This window comes from Desulforhopalus sp. IMCC35007 (assembly GCF_005116575.1).
In the GTDB taxonomy this organism is placed as follows: domain Bacteria; phylum Desulfobacterota; class Desulfobulbia; order Desulfobulbales; family Desulfocapsaceae; genus Desulforhopalus_A.
Genome location: NZ_SWCN01000009.1, coordinates 19,113 through 40,648 on the forward strand (window position 1 = coordinate 19,113; position 21,536 = coordinate 40,648).

Sequence of the window (21,536 nt, forward strand, 5' to 3'; positions counted from 1 at the left end):
AAATCCCTCTTTTTTTATGAAACTGGTACCACTCAGATCTTAAAATATGACTTGTACCAGTCAACGAAACGACCAATGCCAAATTCCAGGCTCGTAGCAGGCTTATAGTCAAAATCATCGACAAGGTCGTCGACGTTGGCATAGGTTGCAGGCACATCTCCAGGTTGCATGGGGAGGAAGTTCTTCTCGGCCTTACGTCCCAGACACTCTTCCAGAACTTCAATGTATCTCAAGAGCTTTTCTTTATTATTGTTGCCAATATTATAGACCCTGTAAGGGCAGTATGATGTCGCCGGGTCAGGTCTATCTCCACTCCAGTTGAGATTACCTTGCGGAGTTTTATGGATCACACGGAAAACACCTTCTACAATATCATCGATATAAGTGAAATCACGCTCCATCTTACCATTGTTAAAAACATCTATGGGACGGTTTTCCAAAATCGCCTTGGTAAAAAGAAATAAGGCCATGTCAGGCCGCCCCCATGGTCCGTAGACAGTAAAAAATCGTAGCCCGGTTGTAGGGAGATTAAAAAGGTGACTGTAGGTATGGGCCATCAGCTCATTGGCTTTTTTGGATGCAGCATACAAAGAAACCGGATGATCAACATTATCATGCACCGAAAAAGGCATCCTGGTGTTCGCGCCGTAGACGGAGCTTGACGATGCATAGACAAGATGCTTCACCCCTGTATGTCTGCAACCTTCAAGAATATTAACAAAACCAACCAGGTTGGTATCCACGTAGGAATGAGGGTTGATAAGAGAATACCTGACCCCCGCCTGGGCTGCCAGATTCACCACCGCATCAAAACTGTGCTGCTGAAAAAGACTTTCCACAGCAGCCCGATCTGCAAGGTCGATCTTGGCATGGCTAAAGTTTTCGCCAGTCGCCAATGCTGCCATTCTATCTACTTTCAGCTGTGGATCATAATAATCATTGAGATTATCAAGAGCGACAACCTCGGTTCCCACCGCAGTAAGACGTTGCGCAAGATGGGCCCCAATAAAGCCGGCACCGCCGGTGATGAGTACTTTCTTTATCTCATTCATTCCTGTTACTTATCCTTTTACCAAATACCTTGTTTGTCCTGTAAAAGACATCAATCGTCAAAATCACCTTCCGGACCACTATTTACAACCAAAGTTTTTGCTCGTTCAATTATTTTTTCCCTGGTCCAGTCGGCAGGATCTTCAATTTGCTTACCCTTGGAGCCAAGATCGTAAGAGCCCGCTTTGACTAATAATTCCTTCCCAAGTGTTCCTGATCCTTCAGCATTAAAAACATTGGTCAGCATATTGTAGACAAAAGCTTCAACCCGAGCAGCCATTCGCTCGCGAACTTTTTTATCTTGAGCCAGAATTGTCGTCTCAAAGGGAAGATTGAGTTTTTTATAGTCCCCCGCTTTCCATCCCTGTTTCTCAGCATGGGCTACCATTTTTTCCCAGGTTTCCTCTGTCACCCCTTCCCCTTTCACCTTGATGAAATTGCCGCTACTGTCCTGGAGTGCATTGCCGTAATCGTTGACTTCCAGCCCCCAGGAGACCATCTGCAGGGCAGTGGCTACATTTGCCTTGGTTGTATGGGTCTGAGTACTGATTGCTCGTAACTTATCAGAGTTATTTCCAGATGTTCCGTGTTGTGCTCCGGACACCCCATAGGCAACCAGATGCTTATGTATTTCGGCTGTCAGCTCCACCTGAATGCCGGTACCGCTGGCCTCCAGACCGTGGGATGAACCATTATTGAGGGCAATCCAGTCAGCAAATATCTTCCTGCTGTTCAGCCCTCTGATCAAAAAGGTCGCATCATCAACTGTAGAAAGGCCCTGGTTTCCCTTAATCTCACCCACTTCGGTTTCAAGTCCCGCCCAGCCGGGAATATAGCCGGCCAGTGCAATATTAGCCAACAGATTATCAGCATCGGGCATATGGGAGGCATCTACAGCAATAGAGGTAATTCCCGCCTCAAACATTGAAGGGATCTCCATTTTAGCATAGGGCAGATCAGCCTCGCTCTTGATACCATAATGGTCGGCATGAATGGCCACCGGAATGGTAATCCCCAGTTCATTACAAATGGCATCTACCTGACGGGCAATATTATAAAAATTAACAGGACAATAGTTACACTCAGATCGTGCTATTTCAACAAGAAGTGCAGCGTCGGCACGTTGGGCTGCCTGGAGGGCTCCACGAATGACAAGATTGCTGCGGCCATTTGCGGCAATTGTCATTGCAGAGCCTTTGGCAACAAGAGCCTGATCAACGACTTTACCACTGACAATGAGTGCTTTCGAGTTGGGAAAGAGACGGGCTATATTGGGTGGTCGGCCTGTTTGAATAAGCTTTTCAAAATCAGATTGAGACATAATTAATACCTCCACATACGATAATTAACGGCCACTGAGGGAAACTCCCCCACTTGATCCGGTGTATAGAGTAACCAAATGAACTCTCTCACTTATAATGCAGAGAGTATCATAAATCCAGTTAGGAAAACGGCCAGGCTCACATTATTCTTCAATGACTTTTCCGTCAAAACCGCTGAAACCTTTCTTGCCAAAAATCCACACCGCAACAACGCTGATTTCATAGAGAACCATCAGCGGGACACCCATCATCAATTGATTGACGATATCAGGTGTCGGGGTCAGGATTGCGGCAATTATAAAATTGATCAGAATGGAATATTTGCGATTCCTGTTGAGAAAGGCAACATCAATGATTCCAATTTTAGCAAGAAAGACCATAAAAAGCGGCATTTCAAAAATGACGCCAAAGGCAAGAAGCAATCTTGTCGCCAGGGAAAAATATTCACTTACTGCAGGCAGAGAAGTGAGAAACTCGTTATTATAACCGACTAAAAATTTAAAGGCAGGAGGGAAAACAACGAAATAGCCAAAAGCGGCACCACCGATAAAGCAGAATGACGAAAGTGCCGTAAAAGGAATGAGAACACGCTTTTCATGCTTAAAGAGGCCCGGAGAGACAAACCGCCATATTTGAGAAAATATTACTGGACAACCAAGTAGAAGACCACAGACCAGGGCGAGCTTTAGATAAAAAAAAACCCTTCCTGATACGAGGTGAAGATAAGGGAGGTCCCTTCCGGCAGAACATCGGTGAGGGGTTTGAAAAACCAGGTGCCAATGGGACGGATCACAGTGTAGGAAAGACAAAACCCCACAAATACAGCGATAAACGACAGGATCAGGCAGGATCTCAATTCACGAAGATGCTCTGTAAGCGCCTGCTTTTCTAAATTTTCACTTCCACCTTCACTCTTCATATGGCATAGTCACTGATTATTTTTAATGAGTGCATCAAGTTTAGAGAGAACAGACCTCACCTCCAAAATCTTCCGTTTTCGCGTTACGGACAACACGTCAGTTCTTTACCATCTGGTCCCAAATTTGGCAAGCAGATCACCTGATTTTTGAGCTGGCGATAACACCCCATATTCATTCCACACCTACCTGGACATCCCAAACATGCCAATAACCGCTCCCCCAACACCTTCATCATCGCCCCAGAACTGGTTTGTTTATATTGTCTGCTGCTCGGATAACTCCCTGTATACAGGGGTAACCACAGATGTAACAAGACGGCTGCATGAGCATAACAACACAGCACGAGGGGCGAAATACACTCGCTGCAGGCGCCCAGTAACTCTTGTTTACTTTGAGCAACAAGAATCACGACACAGCGCCTGCAAGAGGGAGTACGCAATAAAACACATGCGGCCTGAGCTAAAAAAGCAACTCATTCAGGCCAGCAACGCCACACTCCATTTAGGAGAAGGAAGTGCGGATCTTGTCTGAAACCCCTTTCGTTAACTCCAGAACCCTTTTGGCCTGAGCAAAAGACACCGCTCCCGTTCCACAGCTTGGGGTGATAAATGACTGTTGATACACCACCTCCTCACTGATCCCCAAAGCCACAAGCTGTCTGGTCTGTTCAAACCATTTGGCAACTAGACCATCCACCGTCTCTTTTTCAATGAACTCGGGGCTTGTTGGAACGATACCAGAGGCTAAAAAGCCTCCACGCGCAAAGAACTCAACCAGCTTATCCGCATAGAGTACAAGACGATCAAAGTAGGAGTAGGCATCAAAGCTGACGATATCCACCTTGGCATCAAAGAGCACCGGCCATTCTGTATTGGCACATACATGAACGCCTGTAAGACCTTTTTCTGCCTTCACGCCTTCAAAAACTTCCATTAAACAGGCAACGATATCCTCCTGGGTAATTGTGATATAGGCCGAAGTTCCAAGGCCTGCGAGACCAGGTTCATCAAAGAACATGATAGGCTGACCGCCAAGTTTTGCCATTTTTCTGGTCTGCCATCTCGCTTTTAAGCCAAGGAGCTTAATTGCAATATCACGGAGCTGGTCATCGTAAAAAATCGCCCGGTTGTTCTGATCCACAAGACCTGTACAAAAGGTCACGGGACCTGTGGTCTGACCTTTCAGGCTGAGAAAACTGCCGGCACGCTTTTCTGCAGCCTCCATAAAAGTGAAAAAGCCTTTTGCGTACTTTTCAGTCAGCTCAAATCTTGAGCCCTCAAGAGGGCCCCCGCCCTCTGTAATCATGAGATACTCTTCGTAAAAGCTGAGCACTTCTGCATCAAAGTCCGCATCGGTTCCGTCCACAAACAGCTTTCCATCACATTCACCGATGCTTGGAAACCCAGCAACATACTGGCGAATCATTCCTTCTTCCTGGTACATGGGCAGCTGGGGCCAGAGAGGGAATTCAGGGGTGTACTCAAATATGAGTTCGGTTGCTTCACTATGATCGGCTATGGGTAAACTACCGATTAATAAAGGACGACATTGGGGAGATATGAGAGACATTCAAGGCTACCTTTTTAAAAAATTACGGGAAATTGTTTCAAACAGCAGCAAGAAATTAAGATGAATATGGAAATTGTCACCTGTTTTTTTCAGGATCCTGCATCCGACAGGTATCACCTCATCAACTGTTTCACCGCATTTTCAAGTCCATCGAGAGAAAGTTCAAACATCGGAAAAATATTCCCGATGACCTTAATAGTATGAGTATAAGGCCAGTGCTGCTGTGAAATAGGGTTGAGCCACACAGAATAACGAAAGTATTCAGCAATATATTTCAGCTGTTCCACGGACGGCTTCCCACTTCGCTCAAATGCATAAATTGATCCGTCTGTGGACATCAGCTCGTAGGGCGCCATACTGGCATCGCCCACAATAATGCATCTCGTTTCGGGATCATTTCGGACAAACTGATGAATGGGAAAGGCCTTTTTATATCTACCGGGGTCTTCCCAGACAAGATCATAGATGGTGTTATGGAAATAATAAATCTTCAGCTCCTTCAGCTGCGATTTAGCATAGGCAAAAAGTGTCTGCACCAACTCAACATGGGGCTCCATTGACCAACCACCATTATCGATGAGTAAAATGACCTTAAGACGATCAACAATCCCCCTCTCAAAGACCAGTTCAATTTCCCCGCCGTTACGAATGGTTTCTCTCAAGGTTTCATCGATATTAAGACTATCTTTTGGACCGCGTGGAACGAGATTGCGGAGTTTTTTCAGAGCTTCCCCCATGGTGCTTGAAGTTAGTGGCCCTGTAGCGGAATAATCCCTGTAGCGCCTTTCACCAGCAACCTTTAAGGCCGATCTATTCCGAGAGATTCCGCCAACTCGCAGGCCACCTGGATGATTGCCCCCATGCCCCACAGGCGAAACGCCTCCTGTGCCAATCCACTTGGAGCCGCCATCGTGCCTTCCCTCTTGATCTCTCAGCCGCTCTTTAAAATATTCGAGCACCTCATCAGGACTCATAGTTGAGAGTTTATCCCGGTCAACCCCTAAGGCATCGGCGAGGCCTTTTGGGTCTTTGAGCCACTCATGAACAAGGCTCTCAGCCAGCAGATCCAGGGCCTTTTGGTCAACTTCTGTGAGCTCGGTTCCAGCAAAGACATGAGAAAAAACCTGATCATAAAGATCAAAATATTTTTCACTTTTCACAAGAACCATTCTCGCTGTAGTGTAGAGATCCTCAAGGGAGGCGATAAGATTCATCGACATGGCCCTGTGCAGTGTCAGAAAAGATGTCGGACTCACAGGAATACCAACATCTCGCAGGGTATAGAAAAACTGAACAAACATGCGAATCTCCTGTTTTAAAAAAACTTTTTCTTCATCAGGTTTGCTGTTGCTCTGGTGTAATCATTACTTTTTTTAAATAATACCCCGAGATAGGGAATCTCTTTTTTTAGTCTGCCACCATCCCGGAAATCCGGATCAGCCTGCAGGGCTCTCACCCAGTTGATGAGCTCTCTTGTCGCTGGTTTTTTTTCAATCCCGTCCACTTCACGAAGCCCAAAGAATGTTCTCACTGCGTTATCGACAAGATTTTCTGAAATATCCGTGAAATGTGCGTCAATGATTTTGCGCATCATCTTAGGGTCTGGAAAGGCAATGTGATGAAAGTTACATCGTCCCAGAAACGGATCAGAGAGATCCTTTTTGGCATTGGAGGTGATGATAATAACAGGTCGATGTCTGGCTTGAACCACATCATCTGTCTCAATAATATCAAACTGCATCTGGTCGAGAACATCGAGCATATCATCTTGAAACTCGGTCTCGGCCTTGTCGATCTCATCAATCAGCAGAACACATCTTCTCTCTGCAACAAACGCCTGTCCGATTTTACCCATTCGGATATAATCACTGATATTACCTACATTCCGGCTTGAATCTCCAAAGCGACTGTCATTTAATCGGGTTAAGGTGTCATATTGATACAGTGCCTCTATCAGTTTCATGCTTGATTTGACGTTTAGAACAATCAGTTCCATTCGCAAGGTTTCTGCAACCGCATGGGCAAGCATGGTCTTGCCGGTACCGGGTTCACCCTTTAACAAAAGAGGCATTTCTAACGACATAGAAATATTAACTATTTTAGCAAGTTCCTGGTCCAGCACATATTTCTCTGAACCGGCGAAGGCTGTCATCTCCATAGATTCTCCTTAAACTATGCAAAACTGCGGAAATACTGATGGTTTCATAACCGTCCAAGTCCCTGACTGTTTACAGTACCCCATTCCAACAGCCATCTCTAACATTTCTTTGTGAGCTATCGTATTTATTGCCTCCATGCTGGTTTAATCATCAGTTTATATACGATTAGGACAAAGGGCTGCCAACGGAACATAAACCACAAATCATTTTTAATGATATTTTTTTTATTAATTTTTTATATGGATAAATTTAAAATAGTATGACCGAGCACCTGGAACAAAAAAGACAATATAATATTGTTTTTACGAGTTTTATCTCCCTTTTCATTCCTCACTTGAACAGCCATGGGTAAACCCCTGACAATATCGACTTTCTATGTGTTTTCATTGGGATTGACTTTTAAATTCTCTCTCTGTAGAGTGGGAGTTGCTAAAAAGAGTTGCAGGTCAAGAAAAACCGCAAAGCTCTGAATCAAGATACACTGAAACAGAACTTTGCTCTCTATTTCGTCTGAATTCTTGAGGGTACAAAGGAGTGCGACCGTTGATTTCATTCATTCACACCTTAGCTTTCGTCTCAGCACTGTTTCCTCTTGCTGCATTCCTGTCTCTTTTTTTCCAAATCTTCCGATTTTGTTTCAAGCTTTCCTGCTGCTTTGCAGCCGTCCCCTTCCCTTTTTGCTTCACACCTTTTTTCCAAAAGACTTTTTTAACATCCATATATAAACTGCAGCGTCCAATAAACAGATACATGACCGGGTTACCACCCTCTCACACAGGCTATATCTGATTATTTTGATAATTTCATTGCAGAAAAAAAGGCACCAGATCACGCAATAACAGACCAAGGAGGTAAATTTTAGCACGCTGGCGTAAATTCATTTTTAACCCACAATTTCTCTGCGATTGACCATCGTTTTTTGTTCAACAACAGAGGATTGGATAGGAAAAAAGGAACCACATCAATGTCAGAAAGTACCATCAAAATTAAAGGAAAAAAACAAAGCTCCTTTCTCGATAAGTGTAAGGAGATCATCCCCGGCGGAGGTAATCTCAACCTCTGTCTCACATGTGGAGCCTGCGCATCCGGCTGTCCGGCAACAGGACTTGCGGATATGGATCCACGTAAATTCCTTCGTATGTGTGCCATGGGCATGGACGAAGAAGCAACCAAATCCCCTTGGGTCTGGATGTGCACTATGTGTCAGCGCTGCATCTATGTCTGCCCAATGAAAATAGACATTCCACAACTCGTCTACAATGCGCGTGCAACATGGGCAAGAGAAGACAGGCCTTCAGGAATAATGAAATCCTGTGATATGGCTCTGCGCAACGACTCCAACAGTGCAATGGGTACCGCTCCCGATGATTTTATCTTTGTAGTTGAAGATGTGCTCGAAGAATACAAAGAAGCCCAACCTGAATTCAAAGATATGGTCGCACCAATTGATAAGGAAGGTGCTTTTTTCTTTATCAATCAAAACTCCCGCGAGCCGGTAACAGAGCCAGACGAAATGGTTCCTTTATGGAAAATCCTCAACCTCGCCGGTGTCGACTGGACCTATGGAAGCAGAGGCTGGGCTGCAGAAAACTACTGCATGTTCCTGGCCGATGACGACTGTTGGGAAAGAGTTACCCGGGTCTCTGCGGAGCAGGCCGATTCCCTCGGCTGCAAGGTATTTCTCAACACGGAATGAGGACACATAACATTCTCAGTCCGGGCTGGACTGAAAAAATTTAATATCGATCACAAATTTGAAGTTGCCTCAATCTACACGTACTACGCAAAGTGGATTCGCGAAGGTCGGCTCAAGGTGAGTTCTGACTGGAACAAGGACCGTAAAATTAAATTTACCGTTCAGGATCCCTGTCAGATCGTCCGCAAAGGTGAAGGCGACGTGGTCGCCGATGATTTACGCTTCGTCATAAAATCTATCGTTGGTGAAGAAAATGTCATAGAGATGACCCCCAATAAATCAAACAACTACTGTTGTGGCGGTGGTGGAGGATTTCTCCAATCAGGATTTACTGAAGAACGTAGAGCCTACGGGAAAATTAAGTACGATCAGATTATTAAAACAGGTGCGGATTACTGCATCACGGGTTGCCATAACTGTCATGCCCAGGTTCATGACATCGGCCATCATTACGGAGGGAGCTACGGTACTGTACACGTGTGGACACTCATCTGCCTCTCACTTGGCATCCTCGGCCCTAACGAAAGAGCATATCTTGGAGATGACTTAAAAGATGTAAATGTATTTCACCCTGAAACTGCCCTGTACTAACGAAACAGGGCAGGTGTATCCAGAAACACTAACGAGCTGGTATACTCTTATTTTGGAGGGAAAGAGACTTATGAGTTTTCAAAAAAGATTAGCTTCAAATGAATTTGCCGTCCTTGCGGAAATACATACCCCGAAAGGAATAAACATAACCAAAATAGTAACCGACGCCAAGCGCCTCAAAGGCAGAATCGATGCTGTCGTTGTACCGGGTATGGATAATGGCATCATGAGGATGAGTGCCCTGGCTGGAGGAGCTCTTCTCCAGCAACAGGGGCTTGAAGCCATCATTCACATGTATTGCCGGGACAGTAACAGAATGGCCCTGCAAGGCGATGCACTTGCCGCCCATGTGCTTGGTATTCAAAACATCATCGTCGCTGACAGTGCCGATATGTCAGAAAGCGACCATAACGAGGCCATGACTGTAAATGACCTCAATGAAATAGAACTCATCAAAGCGTTGGTAACCCTGCAAAATGGCAAGGATCTCAGTGGCTTTGATCTTGACGGCAGCCCGGATTATCTTATCGGCTGCTCACTTCCATCTATCGTTGACGATCAGCAGCTCGAAGCAGCTCTTGATACTGCACGGCAAAAGATTCAAGCCGGTGCCCGCTACGTCATTACCCCACCGGTTTTTGATGTTACAAGCTGGGAGCCCACCCTCAAAAAGATTAAAAGCCTCGACGTTCCTGTCATAGCCTCAGTCTTTTTAATAAAATCTCTCGCCATCGCCCAGTACATCGCCAATAGTGAACCTGGCGCAAATATTCAGCCTGAAATGATCAGCAGAATAAGAAAGTCGTCAAACCGCGACCAGGAAGGTGTTGCCATTGCTGGTGAGACCATATCAGCCCTTAAAAACAGTTGTCAGGGTGTCCTTATCCAGACACTGGGCTGGGAACACAAACTCCCTGGAATACTTGATATAGCAAAATTGTAATCAAGGATCCAGTGCAGCATTTTATCCAAGGATTGACCGAATAGCTCGTTTAACCCTGCTAATTTTGTGACAAGAAAGGTAACAATGCAGAATTCAAAAATAAACCAAAACCAAAATAACAAGGTGCTCGTTGTCGGCGGCGGACTTGGTGGGATACGAACAGCTCTTGATTTAGCAGAAGCTAAAAAAGATGTCGTTCTTATAGACAATGATTACACAATCGGTGGACTGATGACTCAGCTCGACCGAACCTTCCCAACAAATAACTGTGATCTCTGTACTATAGCTCCACATCTCTCGGAAAGTAATCGTGAAGATCATATAGAGCTCTTAACGATGACCACCGTCACCAACGTTACTGGAGAAAAGGGGAACTTCTCCGTTACTCTAACTTCAAAACCACGCTACATTAATCTTGAGCGATGTACCGCCTGCGGGGATTGCCTCACTCATTTTCCCGAGTGTGTCAATTTTCACCCCGGTCTCGACCACCGGGCTCCGACGTGTATGCGTTACCCCCAGGCAACCCCTCAGGCCTACTCCATCGACCTGGAAAAATGTACCGATGTTCAAGCCCTGGTTAAGATCTGCCCTGCAAGGGCGATCAATCCCGACGACATGCCAATCAAGCGGCAAATTCAATGCGCATCCATCGTACTTTCTCCCGGTGCATCTGTTTTTGATCCGAGCCATCTCGACTATCTTGGGTACAAGAACCTGCCCGATGTTGTCACCAGCCTTGAGTATGAAAGGATTCTTTCCGCCTCCGGGCCAACGGGTGGCAAACTCATCTGCCCGTCCACGGGAAAGCAGCCCAAACGGGTTGCCTGGATTCAGTGCATCGGCTCCAGAGGCCTGCAAAAAGAAGCCGGGGCATATTGCTCCCACGCATGTTGCATGTTTGCACTTAAAGAGGCCATCGTTACCAAAGAACGTTTCCAGGATGATATAGAGACGACTATATTTTATATGGACATGCGTACCTTTGGTAAGGATTACGAGTTGTACCTTAACCGGGCCAAGAACGACTATGGCGTCCGCTTCCTCAGAAGCAGGCCACACTCAATCCTCCAGCCGGAAGGCAAGACCGACCTCCTCCTCACTTACACCAAGGAAGACAGTACCAAACAGTTTGAAGAAGAATTTGACATGGTCGTTCTCTCCACCGGTTTTAAAACCTCCGAGGAGTCAAGACTGCTGGCACAGAGGGTGGGAATTGAACTCAACAGCGATTTCTTCCCGATAACTGAAGAATTCAACCCTGTTGTAACCACGAAGCCCGGTGTCTATGTTGCCGGCACCTTCGAGGGTCCCAAAGATATCCCCGAGACCATGGTACAGGCAAGTGCAGCAGCATGTATGGCAGCTGCGGATCTTCCTGATATTATCGACGAACCCAAGGAACTCCAGGAAGCTCCCGTGGAGCGTGATGTCTCGCTGGAAGAGCCTAAGGTAGGTGTGTTTATCTGTGACTGCGGTGAAAATATTGGTGGCATCGTCAATGTTGAAAACCTGGTGGCACATGCCGCAACCCTTCCCTATGTCGCTGTTGCAAAGGCAGAAGGACACGGCTGCAGCAGAACCTCCATGGAAGATATCTGTCAGACCATCGTGGAAGAGGGACTCAACCGGGTTGTCATCGGCGGATGTTCCCCCAGAACCCACCAGGAAAAATTTCAGGATCTTCTGCAGAAAGCTGGCATAAACCGTTATCTTGTTGATATCGCCAATATTCGCGACCAGGTTACCTGGGTACATAGTGGTAAACCAAAAGAGGCAGAAGCAAAGGCAAAAGAACTGATTGCCATGTCCATTGCCTCTGTCGTCCGTGCCCAGCCACTCACAGATCACACCCTGCCGATGAACAAAAACGTTCTGGTCGTCGGTGGAGGCGTCACCGGGATGACAGCGTCGCTCAAACTCGCTGAACGTGGCTATCAGGTCTATCTCGCCGAAAAAAATGATAAACTCGGTGGCATAGCCAATCATCTGGTCAAAACCCTGGAAGGTGGCGACGTCCAAGCCTACCTCAGTTCCATGGTCGAAAAGGTCAAAAGCCATAAAAAAATCCAGGTCATGACGCGCGCCCTCATCGTTGATCATTCCGGGATGCCTGGAATGTTTACGACCGGGATGCAGAGCGGCCCCCAGATGTTTTACAAACAGATCGAGCACGGTATCACTATTCTGGCAACCGGTGCCCAGTCCAACCGTCCTGACCAGTATCTTCTCGGCAAAACCCCTGCTGTAAAAACACAGCTGGAGACCCAGAGATATCTGTTTGAACATCCAGATAAGGTCAAACAGTGGGAAAATGTTGTCATGATCCAGTGTGTTGGTTCACGAACACCTGAAAACCCAAACTGTTCTAGAATCTGTTGCCAGAATGCGATTAAAAACTCCCTGGCGATTCTAGATCTCAATCCCGAAGCCAGGGTCTTTATCCTCTACCGTGACATGCGAACCTATGGTTTCCAGGAAGAGTATTATCAGAAGGCCAGGGAACGGGGTGTAATCTTCGTTCGCTATGATCTGGAGAAGCCTCCTGTCGTGGAAGAGGCGGGATCGCAGGTAGATGTCACCTATTATGACACCATTCTGGGAATGGACATCACGGTGACTGCTGATACCCTGTGCCTCAGCACCGGAATGATCGCCGACCATGATACCAACGAGGAATTATCGAGGGTCTTCAAACTGCCTCGCACCGAGGATGGTTATTTCCTTGAAGATCATGTCAAACTGCGTCCTGTAGACATGCCTGTTCCCGGATTTTTTGTCGCAGGCACTGCACACTCTCCAAAGCTGATCAGAGAAAGTGTCACCCAGGCCAATGCAGTGGCCGCCCGTGCACAGACGATGCTCGCAAGAGACCAGATCAGTCTTGGGGCTGCTACGGCTAAAGTAGATGGTAAATTATGCGCAGCCTGTCTTATCTGCGTCAGGGCATGCCCGTTCAATGTCCCATACATTAACGCAGACGGCTATTCAGAAATTGACCCGGCCAAATGTCATGGCTGCGGAATGTGTGTAGCAGAGTGTCCGGCCAAAGCTATTCAACTGATGCAGTTTGAAGACGACAGGATACTTGCAAAGGTAGAACAATTATTTGAAAGGATAACTGCATAATGGAAAATTTTGAACCGGTAATTGTGGCTTTCTGCTGTCATTACTGCGCATATACGGCTGCAGACATGGCGGGGACTCAGCGGCTTCCCTACCCCGCAAATGTTAAAATCATCAGAATCCCCTGCTCTGGCAAAATTGATACTCTGCATATTGTCAAGGCTTTTGAAAAGGGTGCAGACGGCGTTTATGTTGCCGGCTGTCTTGAAGGTGATTGCCACTTTAAAAACGGCAACGTCAAAGCCGCTAAAAGAGTGGCCTACGTACAAAAATATTTAGAAGAGATCGGCTTGGAAAGCGAACGGCTGGAAATGGTAAACATCTCCGCTGGAATGGGGCACCGATTCGCAGAATTGGCTTCCACAATGACAGAGAAGATCAGGAAATTAGGTCCTAGTCCTGTAAAAGCCGCCGCAGCACTTTAATCGGCAGCGTTGGGAGTCGACAGTATATTTTATAAGGAGAGTGAAACACCATGATCACTGCTGAACGAAAACCTTTAGAAGAAATCATTGAATACATTAAGCCATTTAAGCGTATCCTTCTTCTTGGCTGTAATGAGTGTGTCACCGTCTGTTCTGCCGGTGGCCGTAAAGAGGTTGGCCTGCTTGCATCCGGCTTACAGATGGCCAGGTTAAAATCTGGAACGGATATAGAAATTCAACAACACACCCTGGAACGACAATGTGACCCCGAATATGTGGAAGAAATTGTGTCCATGATAGACGGAGCCGACGCAGTGTTGTCCATGGCCTGTGGTTGTGGCGTCCAGCAGCTTGCAATGCGCTATAAAGAAATACCTGTCTTTCCTGCAGTCAACACCAAGTTTATGGGTGCCTCAGAACGACAAGGCGTTTGGGCAGAGAGATGCCAGGGGTGTGGTGACTGCCTGCTTGGCATTACCGGCGGCATCTGCCCCATATCCCGGTGCGCCAAACAGCTCATGAACGGCCCATGTGGTGGTTCCACCACCGGAAAGTGTGAGATCAGTGAAGATGTGGACTGCGCCTGGCAGCTTATCTGGGACAGACTTAAAGCCCTGGGACTGACCGAGAGGTACCTTGATATAATGCCTGCAAAAGATTGGAGATCAGGTGGGGGAAGTGGTCCAAGAAAGATTATCAGAGAGGATTTGGCAGAATGAAAACTGAAAGTAATTTAGAAAAAGTTTTGGCGGCAGGACATCTGGCAGTAACCTCTGAGTGTGGTCCTCCAAGAGGGTGCAAACCAGAAGAGGTGGTTGCTAAATCAAAATTCCTCGACGGAATAGTCGATGCCGTCAACGTTACAGACAATCAAACCGCCATGGTTAGAATGTCAAGTCTTGCGGCCTCCGTAATAGTTAAGCAACAGGGTTTACACCCTCTTTTTCAGGTGACGTGCAGGGATCGTAACAGACTGGCCATGCAGGCAGACATTATTGGCGCCTACTCTCTTGGTATAGACACCATGCTTTGTCTCTCCGGAGACCACACCAAGTTTGGCGATCATCCACAGGCCATGAATGTACACGATATCGATTCCATCCAGTTGATCCAGATGGTAAAAGATATGCGTGACAAGGGCATTTTTCAGGGCGGAGCGGAACTTAAAGGTTCACCAAAGATGTTTATCGGTGCTGCGGCCAATCCTTTTGCCGACCCATTTGAACTGCGGGTCATGCGCCTTGCCAAAAAAATAGCAGCAGGTGCTGATTTTATCCAGACCCAATGTATTTTCAATGTCCCTAAATTTGAGCAATGGATGGAAGGCGTACGCAAGATGGGGCTGCACAAGAAATGTTACATCCTCGCTGGTGTCACTCCTTGTAAATCTCTCGGTGCTGCCAAATACATGGCAAATCGCGTGCCTGGAATGGACGTACCAAAAGATGTAGTTGATCGTATGGCCTCTGTGCCCAAGGAAAAACAGGCAGATGAAGGTGTTGCAATCTGTGTCGAGACTATCGAACGGCTCAAAAAAGTTGAGGGTGTAGCCGGTTTCCACATCATGGCTATCGAGTGGGAAGAAAAAGTCGAAGAAATCTGTCAAAGAGCAGGTCTGCTTCCCCGACCTCAGGTATAAAACAATTGATTGAGGGAGATCAAAGTATGAGCGACAAGAAACTGATTCTCGTGGTTGATGATGATACAGATCTCGTGGAAATGGTATCCATGAAACTTGAAAGTGAAAACTTTCGTGTCACCAAGGCATATGACGGTATCGAAGCGATGGACCGAATCAAAGAGGAACAGCCGGACCTGATCGTACTCGATGTCATGATGCCCCGGAAAGATGGCTACACCCTCTGTGATGAATTGAAAAATTCAGACCAGTACAAGAAAATAGTAATTGTACTTCTCACAGCCGTTACCGAAGCTATCAAATCAACAAACTATACCCATATGGGCGGCAAAACCACTTTGGCCGACGACTTTGTACCCAAACCAATTGATCTGGACAAACTGGTCGAAATAGTAAAAGATAATCTCTAAAACCAAATGCTGTGCCCCGTTAATCTTTCTAGGGGCACAGCCTCTCATAAGAGGTGTGTTTTATTGATTGATACACGAAAGGTTCCCATCGGTGGCATAAAGTTCAGTGAAGAACGTGTCCACTTCTCAATCTGTTGCCCGTATAACGAACAGGCGACGATCAACGATATACTGCAGCATATCAGCAAAAAGCAGGTAACTATACCATTTTTATGTCATTTATCTGGAAGCTCCGGTACAAAAACCTGTTTTTGTGTTTCAGCCGGCGACGTGGAGCTCATTTCGGATGTTGCGCACTTCTCCTGTGATAAGAACCTAAGTATCAGCTGCCAGAGAAATGTCGCCTCCATTACCATTTTCCCCCACAGGAATAATTTGACCCTGGTCCCCTTGGTCATGTGCCTCATGGATGGACTGCAACTTCCCGTCTACTCTTTTTCCACATCAATTTCAGCCCTGGTCTTTAATACTGATTTTCACCTGCTTGAACTCCTCGCCCATCATTTAACAGATGTCTTTGACCTGCCCGACAACCACTCCCCTTTCCATCCTGAATTCCAGCTCCGTCAACCGCGGAGTTCATCTGAGAGTGAGGATTTGACATGGAGACCATAGCAATTTATTGGGAAAAACAGGTCAAAATATACGGGATCTTGTTGAAAAAAGGACTGAATCTCCTCTCTTTACAAGTCGGTGAAGCCTCGTTTCATACCTGGCAGCTCTTACTTGAAAACCTTAAGAAGATGCCCGTTCAGTTTGAACACACCAGCTTTTTTTCCACAGAAAAGCAGGCAGGTCATTTGTATGTTATTCTTGAGTCCGGACAACTGGCAATTTTTCAAGACCACAACAATCTCAACCATGACACCCAAGGCTTACAATTTTCTTTCACAACAACGAGGATTGATCTTATCTATTTACATGGGCCTCATTTTCAGGAAAGATTTGGCATTTTAGCAAGAGCAGTTGAGCCTCTTCTTGCCAATAACATCGACCTGATCTTGACCGGTTGCGCAGGCAACAGTATGTATCTTGCTGTCCCCACGGACCAGGGAGAAAAAAGCACAGCTCTTCTCCATGAGACATTTCATACTCCCAGGGTAGCATGATTTCAACTCGAGAATTACAAACATTTTTACACCGCCCCTTTTGCCTTAACCTATTATCAAGAGCACAGCAGCTTCATGAATCCATATGATCAATTCCCCACCACGGAAGCAGACTGGAGACTTCGCGTTTTTGATTCTCTATCTTTTCCAACCCTCGTCCTGACTCCCGATCGTTCAATAATTGCAGCCAATACCAAATTCCATGAGCGAAACGGTACCACACCAGAAAAAATCCTTGGTAAAAGATGTAAGGATATTTTCAATTCAGACACTAATTTGAACCATCTCGTCTGTCAGGGTGCAAGTTGCCCGCTCACCCGCGTACTAGAACTTAAAAAACCTCAATCTGTTATCCAGCAGAGTAAGGACAGGCAAGGCAACGACCTTTGGGAGGAGAGATTTTTTTCTCCTATCCTTGGGGAAAACAACGAAGTCCGGTACATCATGGAAAGCCTCCGTGACATTACCTCAGTAAAAAAACTGGAAAAGAAATACAGCGATGTCCGGGAACTTATTGATAAGGTTGTGCAATCTTCGGTAAGTGCAATTATGGCGGCGGACAGAAAGGGTGAAATCATCCTTATGAACAGCGCTGCCGAAAAGCTTTTTGGCTATTCTGTGGTTGATGCCAACAAAGTAAATATTGAAGATTTCTACCCACCCGGAGTGGCAAGAGAAATCATGAAAAGGCTCCGGGATGAGAATATAGGAGAAAAAGGAAAACTACCGATAACACAAGTGAATGTTATCACCAAAGAGGGTGAGAAAATTCCCGTTGAAATGACTGCTGCCATTATTTACGAGGAAGACCGTGAAGCTGCAACCGCCGCTATTTTCAATGATCTCAGAGAAAAACAGGCTGTTCAGAAAAAACTTGAAGAAGCCGAAAGTCAGCTCTATCAGTCGGAAAAGCTTGCCTCGCTGGGCAGACTGGCAGCTGGTGTCGCCCACGAGATCAACAACCCGCTCACCAGTATACTGCTCTACGGTAACCTGATGAGAGAAAAGCTTGAGGCCGATCATCCCCTTGAAAAAAATCTCAATTATATTCTTGAAGATGCGGAACGTTGTAAGGAAATTGTCAAAAACCTGCTGGCCTACAGCAGACAGACAAGGCCCAGCAAAGACATCTTTTACCTCAACAACCTGATCAGTGAAAGTCTGCGTCTTATTCGTGACCAGAAATTATTTATGAATGTAACGATAGTAAAAAGACTGGCCCCTGAACAGATCCTGATCAATGCTGATAAAAACCAACTCTGCCAGGTCCTTATCAATCTCATCATCAACGCCATCGATGCCATGGATGGAAAGGGTACATTGACTCTGAGAACATATCGGGACCGACAAAAATCAAAGGCCTATATTGAGGTCGAAGACACAGGAACAGGCATTTCACAGGAAAATCTATCCAAGGTGTTCGATCCTTTTTTTACAACCAAGGAAGTGGGCAAAGGTACGGGCCTTGGACTGAGCATGGCCTACGGCATCCTTGAAGAAAACCATGGCAAAATCAGCATAGCAAAAACAGATCAGACGGGAACTGTAATTCTCCTGGAGTTACCTGAAGAACAGGTAACAGATTCATTTCAGTTCATGTCGATAGGCTAGATGCCCGGAGAAAGAAACCAATGCTTTTGTGTTGTAGCATTATTTTGAATCAATTTTTTTTATACATTATTAAATCAAAACTCGACGTTCCATGCAAAAAACGGTATATTTTCTATCAGTACTTATCTATTTTTTTCGGTTATCTCTTGTGTAGCGCTCTCATAAGGAGGAAGACGGATCAGCGAAGTTTATAAATATCTAACTTTTGCTGAATACCACGATAATATTCCACTTTTGGAAAACACTGAAGGTATGAAACAATCATGAATTTTAATCTACTGTTATCTTTCTCTGTTATTGTTTGTCTTCTCGGGCTAGCGTTTCAATTCTCCAAATGGTTTACTTCTGGTATCTCTCCCCGGCCTCTGCCCTCCCTGTCTGCAAGAGTAACCAATGGCATAAAAGCCATTACCACAACATTTTTCAGTGGAAAACTGATCAATGTAATCCAATCATTTTTCGTTGATATACTCTTTCAAAAACGGATCTTCACAAAAAGTGTTTTACGTTGGACGACCCACACCCTCATTTTTACAGGTTTTGTCCTTCTCTTTTTATTCCACGCGCTGAGCGACACAATAACCGCCTCACTCTTTTCTGACTTCCAACCCACGCTTAACCCGTATCTTTTTTTACGTAACCTCTTTGGCTTTATGGTCATTACAGGTTTAGCCCTTGCTGTCTACAGAAGAATTAGCGGAAAAAAACAGCGGCTTAAATCAGCAACTGCCGACTGGGCAGCACTGATTCTCATTGCCGCAATAATGTTCTCGGGTGTCTTATTAGAAGCATCAAAAATGTCCTCTTACAGTACCTACCAGCGTATGATTGAGGATTATTCCTCTTTTTCAGACGACACCGAAGAAAAAGCTCTTGAAGCCTTCTGGGTCAAGGAAAACGGGCTCGTATCTCCTCACTTCAAGGAACTTCCCTCAAGCGAACTGGTGGCTGCAGGCCGAGAGATCAACGCCGATAGCTGTTTAGACTGTCATGCATCCAATAAAACCGCTTTTTTGAGTTATTCCCTGGCGAGTGTCATGGGACCAATTCTTGGCAGTGGCGACGGAAGCAGCCAAGTCAAAATCTTTTATGCTCTGCACATTTTTGCCTGTCTGGCCTTTCTCTGTTGGCTACCGTTTAGCAAGATGTTTCACATGGTTTCGGCTCCAATCAATCTGGTGATTAAAAATGTCACACAAGACCAATATTCAGGCAGGTCAAACAGTCTCAACAGTCAAATGATCGGACTTTCCGCCTGTACCCATTGCGGGTCCTGCTCCACGGAATGTTCTTCAAACATGTTTTACGAATACTTTGACAATGATTTCATCCTGCCCTCAGAAAAAGTTCAATACCTTAAAAAGATAGCGGCAAAACAGATCATAAGTCCGGAAGTAATAAAAAAACTACAGGAAGGTTTGTACGTCTGTACAAGTTGTGACCGCTGTACGACTGTCTGCCCTTCAGGAATAAACCTCAAGGAACTTTTTATTAATGCCAGATATTCGCTTTTGCAGGAAGGTCCTCCGGAGACAGCACTACTGAGTCATTTTTCTTTTCCTCTGGCCCTTGCCCAGAACTTTGTCGATGACCACCTGATGGCGCTCAAAAAAGTAACCGATATTTTCAAGTCAACCTTCACCACTCTTGCAGACAAGACGGAGCCACTTACCATAGGTCACGACCTGTACCAGGCAAACAACAGCTACAGCAGTTGCTATTCCTGCCAGCGATGTACCAATATCTGCCCCGTAGTGCGAAGCTATGACAACCCTGCGGAGCAACTCGGCCTGCTCCCCCACCAGATCATGTACAGCCTTGGTATCGGTGATCTGAATCTGGCTCTCAGTTCACAGATGATCTGGAACTGCTCAACCTGTTATCTCTGCCAGGAACATTGTCCCAATAACGTCGAATTATGTGATATTTTTTATGGCCTGAAAAACAAAGCCATTCAAACTATTAAAGCAGGAGCGAATTCATGAGATATGCTTTTTTTGAAGGTTGCAATATTCCTATACGCATCCAGCAGTACAGCTCATCCATGAGAACTGTTTTAGAAAAATTTAACGTAACCCTTGAAAAAATCGACGATTTTAACTGTTGTGGATATCCAGCACGCAACGTCGACGAAACGGCCTACTTTCTGCCCTCCATGCGCAATATGGCCATTGCGGAGAAAAAGCAGCTCGATATTTTTGTCATCTGCAACTGCTGTTTTGCCAGCCTGCAAAAAACAAAAAATATCCTCGATACAAACCGTGCTCTGAGAGATAAACTCAATTTGATTCTGCAAAAAGAAGGACTCACCTATACAGGTAAAACCGAGATCAAACACTTTCTAACCGTCCTTCACGACGACCTCGGTGTAGAGCTTATTCGTTCAAAACTCACCCTGAACTTTAAAGACCTTCGGCTTGCAGTTATACAGGGCTGCCATATTCTGCGGCCAAGAGAAATAACCCGTTTTGATGACGCATTTATTCCCCAGATTACGGATACATTGCTCGGTACTCTTGGCATATCAAAACTTGACTGGCAGGGAAAACTCGAATGCTGCGGTGCAGCCCTTGCCGGAATCAACAACGATCTTTCAAAGAAGTTACTTCAGGAAAAGCTCGACGGTGCCCAGACGGCCGGTGCAGACTACATCATGCCAATATGTTCTTACTGCTACCTGCAATTTGACACCGCCCAGAAAGAACTCTCAGAAGAAAACAACCACGATGAGCTCTTACCGGTGCTCCTCTTTCCCCAACTCTTAGGTCTTTGTCTGGGAATTGAAGCACAACATCTGGGGCTTACCGAAAATAGAACTATCACCACCGCAAATGTTGACCAGCTTCTTGCTCTTTTAGCCCCACCTGAAGAGGACAAAAAAAAGCGAAAGAAAAAAGCAGTAACCGCATAACCCCCTGCCTCGATTTCCCTTTGACACTCCACCTTGAATCTCTCTTCAAGGTGGT

The 21,536-nt window shown here is 45.8% G+C and carries 19 protein-coding genes and 1 pseudogene; 13 read left to right on the top strand and 7 right to left on the bottom strand.

Annotation, left to right across the window (positions count from 1 at the left end; translation table 11 throughout):
• Positions 1 to 32: 32 nt before the first annotated feature.
• From FCL48_RS10980 to tatC, 3 genes and pseudogenes are all read right to left on the bottom strand, one after another.
• Positions 33 to 1,052, bottom strand: coding sequence for an NAD-dependent epimerase (locus FCL48_RS10980; protein ID WP_169309186.1), 1,020 nt, complete (start codon positions 1,050 to 1,052; stop codon positions 33 to 35).
• Between the two features lie 50 nt (positions 1,053 to 1,102).
• Positions 1,103 to 2,371, bottom strand: a complete 1,269-nt coding sequence (locus FCL48_RS10985) for a class II fructose-bisphosphate aldolase (RefSeq protein WP_136872331.1) — start codon at positions 2,369 to 2,371, stop codon at positions 1,103 to 1,105.
• Between the two features lie 144 nt (positions 2,372 to 2,515).
• Positions 2,516 to 3,291, bottom strand: a pseudogene (gene tatC, locus FCL48_RS10990) (twin-arginine translocase subunit TatC).
• A 202-nt stretch (positions 3,292 to 3,493) separates the two neighbouring features.
• Between tatC and FCL48_RS11000 the strand changes: the two are divergent.
• Positions 3,494 to 3,823, top strand: a complete 330-nt coding sequence (locus FCL48_RS11000; protein ID WP_136872333.1) for a GIY-YIG nuclease family protein — start codon at positions 3,494 to 3,496, stop codon at positions 3,821 to 3,823.
• Here the strand turns inward: FCL48_RS11000 and FCL48_RS11005 are convergent.
• The 4 genes from FCL48_RS11005 to FCL48_RS24995 all read right to left on the bottom strand — a co-directional run bounded on the left by FCL48_RS11005 (position 3,794) and on the right by FCL48_RS24995 (position 7,739).
• Complete coding sequence (locus FCL48_RS11005) at positions 3,794 to 4,861, bottom strand: hypothetical protein (protein ID WP_136872334.1); 1,068 nt, start codon at positions 4,859 to 4,861, stop codon at positions 3,794 to 3,796. The two genes, FCL48_RS11000 and FCL48_RS11005, sit on opposite strands and share 30 nt — an antisense overlap.
• Positions 4,862 to 4,974: 113 nt before the next feature.
• Positions 4,975 to 6,162 (bottom strand): VWA domain-containing protein, encoded by a 1,188-nt coding sequence (locus FCL48_RS11010; protein ID WP_136872335.1) that lies wholly within the window; start codon positions 6,160 to 6,162, stop codon positions 4,975 to 4,977.
• A gap of 14 nt (positions 6,163 to 6,176) precedes the next feature.
• On the bottom strand, positions 6,177 to 7,019 hold the full coding sequence (locus FCL48_RS11015) for a MoxR family ATPase (RefSeq protein WP_305791018.1): 843 nt from the start codon (positions 7,017 to 7,019) through the stop codon (positions 6,177 to 6,179).
• Positions 7,020 to 7,577: 558 nt separating this feature from the next.
• The gene (locus tag FCL48_RS24995; protein ID WP_169309187.1) at positions 7,578 to 7,739 is read right to left on the bottom strand and encodes a hypothetical protein; all 162 of its coding nucleotides are present in this window, start codon (positions 7,737 to 7,739) and stop codon (positions 7,578 to 7,580) included.
• Between the two features lie 245 nt (positions 7,740 to 7,984).
• Here FCL48_RS24995 and FCL48_RS11020 point away from each other — a divergent pair, with 245 nt between their 5' ends.
• From FCL48_RS11020 to FCL48_RS11075, 12 genes are all read left to right on the top strand, one after another.
• Positions 7,985 to 9,307, top strand: a complete 1,323-nt coding sequence (locus FCL48_RS11020) for a (Fe-S)-binding protein (RefSeq protein WP_136872336.1) — start codon at positions 7,985 to 7,987, stop codon at positions 9,305 to 9,307.
• A 70-nt stretch (positions 9,308 to 9,377) separates the two neighbouring features.
• Positions 9,378 to 10,250: a methylenetetrahydrofolate reductase gene (locus tag FCL48_RS11025; RefSeq protein ID WP_136872337.1), complete on the top strand. Its 873-nt coding sequence runs from the start codon at positions 9,378 to 9,380 to the stop codon at positions 10,248 to 10,250.
• A gap of 84 nt (positions 10,251 to 10,334) precedes the next feature.
• Positions 10,335 to 13,379 (top strand): FAD-dependent oxidoreductase, encoded by a 3,045-nt coding sequence (locus FCL48_RS11030; RefSeq protein ID WP_136872338.1) that lies wholly within the window; start codon positions 10,335 to 10,337, stop codon positions 13,377 to 13,379.
• Positions 13,379 to 13,801 carry a hydrogenase iron-sulfur subunit gene (locus FCL48_RS11035; protein WP_136872339.1) on the top strand — a complete coding sequence of 141 codons (423 nt, stop codon included), beginning with the start codon at positions 13,379 to 13,381 and terminating at the stop codon, positions 13,799 to 13,801. Before FCL48_RS11030 ends, FCL48_RS11035 begins: the two co-directional genes overlap by 1 nt.
• A gap of 50 nt (positions 13,802 to 13,851) precedes the next feature.
• Positions 13,852 to 14,520, top strand: coding sequence for a methylenetetrahydrofolate reductase C-terminal domain-containing protein (locus FCL48_RS11040; RefSeq protein ID WP_136872340.1), 669 nt, complete (start codon positions 13,852 to 13,854; stop codon positions 14,518 to 14,520).
• Positions 14,517 to 15,440, top strand: a complete 924-nt coding sequence (locus FCL48_RS11045) for a methylenetetrahydrofolate reductase (protein ID WP_136872341.1) — start codon at positions 14,517 to 14,519, stop codon at positions 15,438 to 15,440. The genes FCL48_RS11040 and FCL48_RS11045 overlap by 4 nt, the downstream gene beginning before the upstream one ends.
• Before the next feature lie 26 nt (positions 15,441 to 15,466).
• Complete coding sequence (locus tag FCL48_RS11050; RefSeq protein WP_136872342.1) at positions 15,467 to 15,850, top strand: PleD family two-component system response regulator; 384 nt, start codon at positions 15,467 to 15,469, stop codon at positions 15,848 to 15,850.
• Positions 15,851 to 15,913: 63 nt separating this feature from the next.
• Positions 15,914 to 16,465, top strand: a complete 552-nt coding sequence (locus FCL48_RS11055) for a hypothetical protein (RefSeq protein ID WP_136872343.1) — start codon at positions 15,914 to 15,916, stop codon at positions 16,463 to 16,465.
• Entirely contained in the window at positions 16,453 to 16,959 is a 507-nt protein-coding gene (locus FCL48_RS11060) for a hypothetical protein (RefSeq protein WP_136872344.1), read from the top strand. Before FCL48_RS11055 ends, FCL48_RS11060 begins: the two co-directional genes overlap by 13 nt.
• Before the next feature lie 75 nt (positions 16,960 to 17,034).
• Complete coding sequence (locus tag FCL48_RS11065) at positions 17,035 to 18,570, top strand: PAS domain S-box protein (protein WP_136872345.1); 1,536 nt, start codon at positions 17,035 to 17,037, stop codon at positions 18,568 to 18,570.
• Positions 18,571 to 18,833: 263 nt separating this feature from the next.
• Positions 18,834 to 20,555 (top strand): 4Fe-4S dicluster domain-containing protein, encoded by a 1,722-nt coding sequence (locus FCL48_RS11070; RefSeq protein WP_136872346.1) that lies wholly within the window; start codon positions 18,834 to 18,836, stop codon positions 20,553 to 20,555.
• Positions 20,552 to 21,481, top strand: a complete 930-nt coding sequence (locus tag FCL48_RS11075) for a CoB--CoM heterodisulfide reductase iron-sulfur subunit B family protein (protein WP_136872347.1) — start codon at positions 20,552 to 20,554, stop codon at positions 21,479 to 21,481. The genes FCL48_RS11070 and FCL48_RS11075 overlap by 4 nt, the downstream gene beginning before the upstream one ends.
• Positions 21,482 to 21,536 lie beyond the last annotated feature (55 nt).

Bases quoted from the DNA above. Each gene is read 5' to 3' on its own strand.
- FCL48_RS11025 (WP_136872337.1), top strand. From the start codon at position 9,378: ATGAGTTTTCAAAAAAGATTAGCTTCAAATGAATTTGCCGTCCTTGCG.
- FCL48_RS10985 (WP_136872331.1), bottom strand. From the start codon at position 2,371: ATGTCTCAATCTGATTTTGAAAAGCTTATTCAAACAGGCCGACCACCC.
- FCL48_RS11030 (WP_136872338.1), top strand. From the start codon at position 10,335: ATGCAGAATTCAAAAATAAACCAAAACCAAAATAACAAGGTGCTCGTT.
- FCL48_RS11075 (WP_136872347.1), top strand. From the start codon at position 20,552: ATGAGATATGCTTTTTTTGAAGGTTGCAATATTCCTATACGCATCCAG.
- FCL48_RS24995 (WP_169309187.1), bottom strand. From the start codon at position 7,739: ATGGATGTTAAAAAAGTCTTTTGGAAAAAAGGTGTGAAGCAAAAAGGG.
- FCL48_RS11065 (WP_136872345.1), top strand. From the start codon at position 17,035: ATGAATCCATATGATCAATTCCCCACCACGGAAGCAGACTGGAGACTT.
- FCL48_RS11005 (WP_136872334.1), bottom strand. From the start codon at position 4,861: ATGTCTCTCATATCTCCCCAATGTCGTCCTTTATTAATCGGTAGTTTA.
- FCL48_RS10980 (WP_169309186.1), bottom strand. From the start codon at position 1,052: ATGAATGAGATAAAGAAAGTACTCATCACCGGCGGTGCCGGCTTTATT.
- FCL48_RS11035 (WP_136872339.1), top strand. From the start codon at position 13,379: ATGGAAAATTTTGAACCGGTAATTGTGGCTTTCTGCTGTCATTACTGC.
- FCL48_RS11015 (WP_305791018.1), bottom strand. From the start codon at position 7,019: ATGGAGATGACAGCCTTCGCCGGTTCAGAGAAATATGTGCTGGACCAG.
- FCL48_RS11045 (WP_136872341.1), top strand. From the start codon at position 14,517: ATGAAAACTGAAAGTAATTTAGAAAAAGTTTTGGCGGCAGGACATCTG.
- FCL48_RS11070 (WP_136872346.1), top strand. From the start codon at position 18,834: ATGAATTTTAATCTACTGTTATCTTTCTCTGTTATTGTTTGTCTTCTC.
- FCL48_RS11040 (WP_136872340.1), top strand. From the start codon at position 13,852: ATGATCACTGCTGAACGAAAACCTTTAGAAGAAATCATTGAATACATT.
- FCL48_RS11060 (WP_136872344.1), top strand. From the start codon at position 16,453: ATGGAGACCATAGCAATTTATTGGGAAAAACAGGTCAAAATATACGGG.
- FCL48_RS11010 (WP_136872335.1), bottom strand. From the start codon at position 6,162: ATGTTTGTTCAGTTTTTCTATACCCTGCGAGATGTTGGTATTCCTGTG.
- FCL48_RS11050 (WP_136872342.1), top strand. From the start codon at position 15,467: ATGAGCGACAAGAAACTGATTCTCGTGGTTGATGATGATACAGATCTC.
- FCL48_RS11000 (WP_136872333.1), top strand. From the start codon at position 3,494: ATGCCAATAACCGCTCCCCCAACACCTTCATCATCGCCCCAGAACTGG.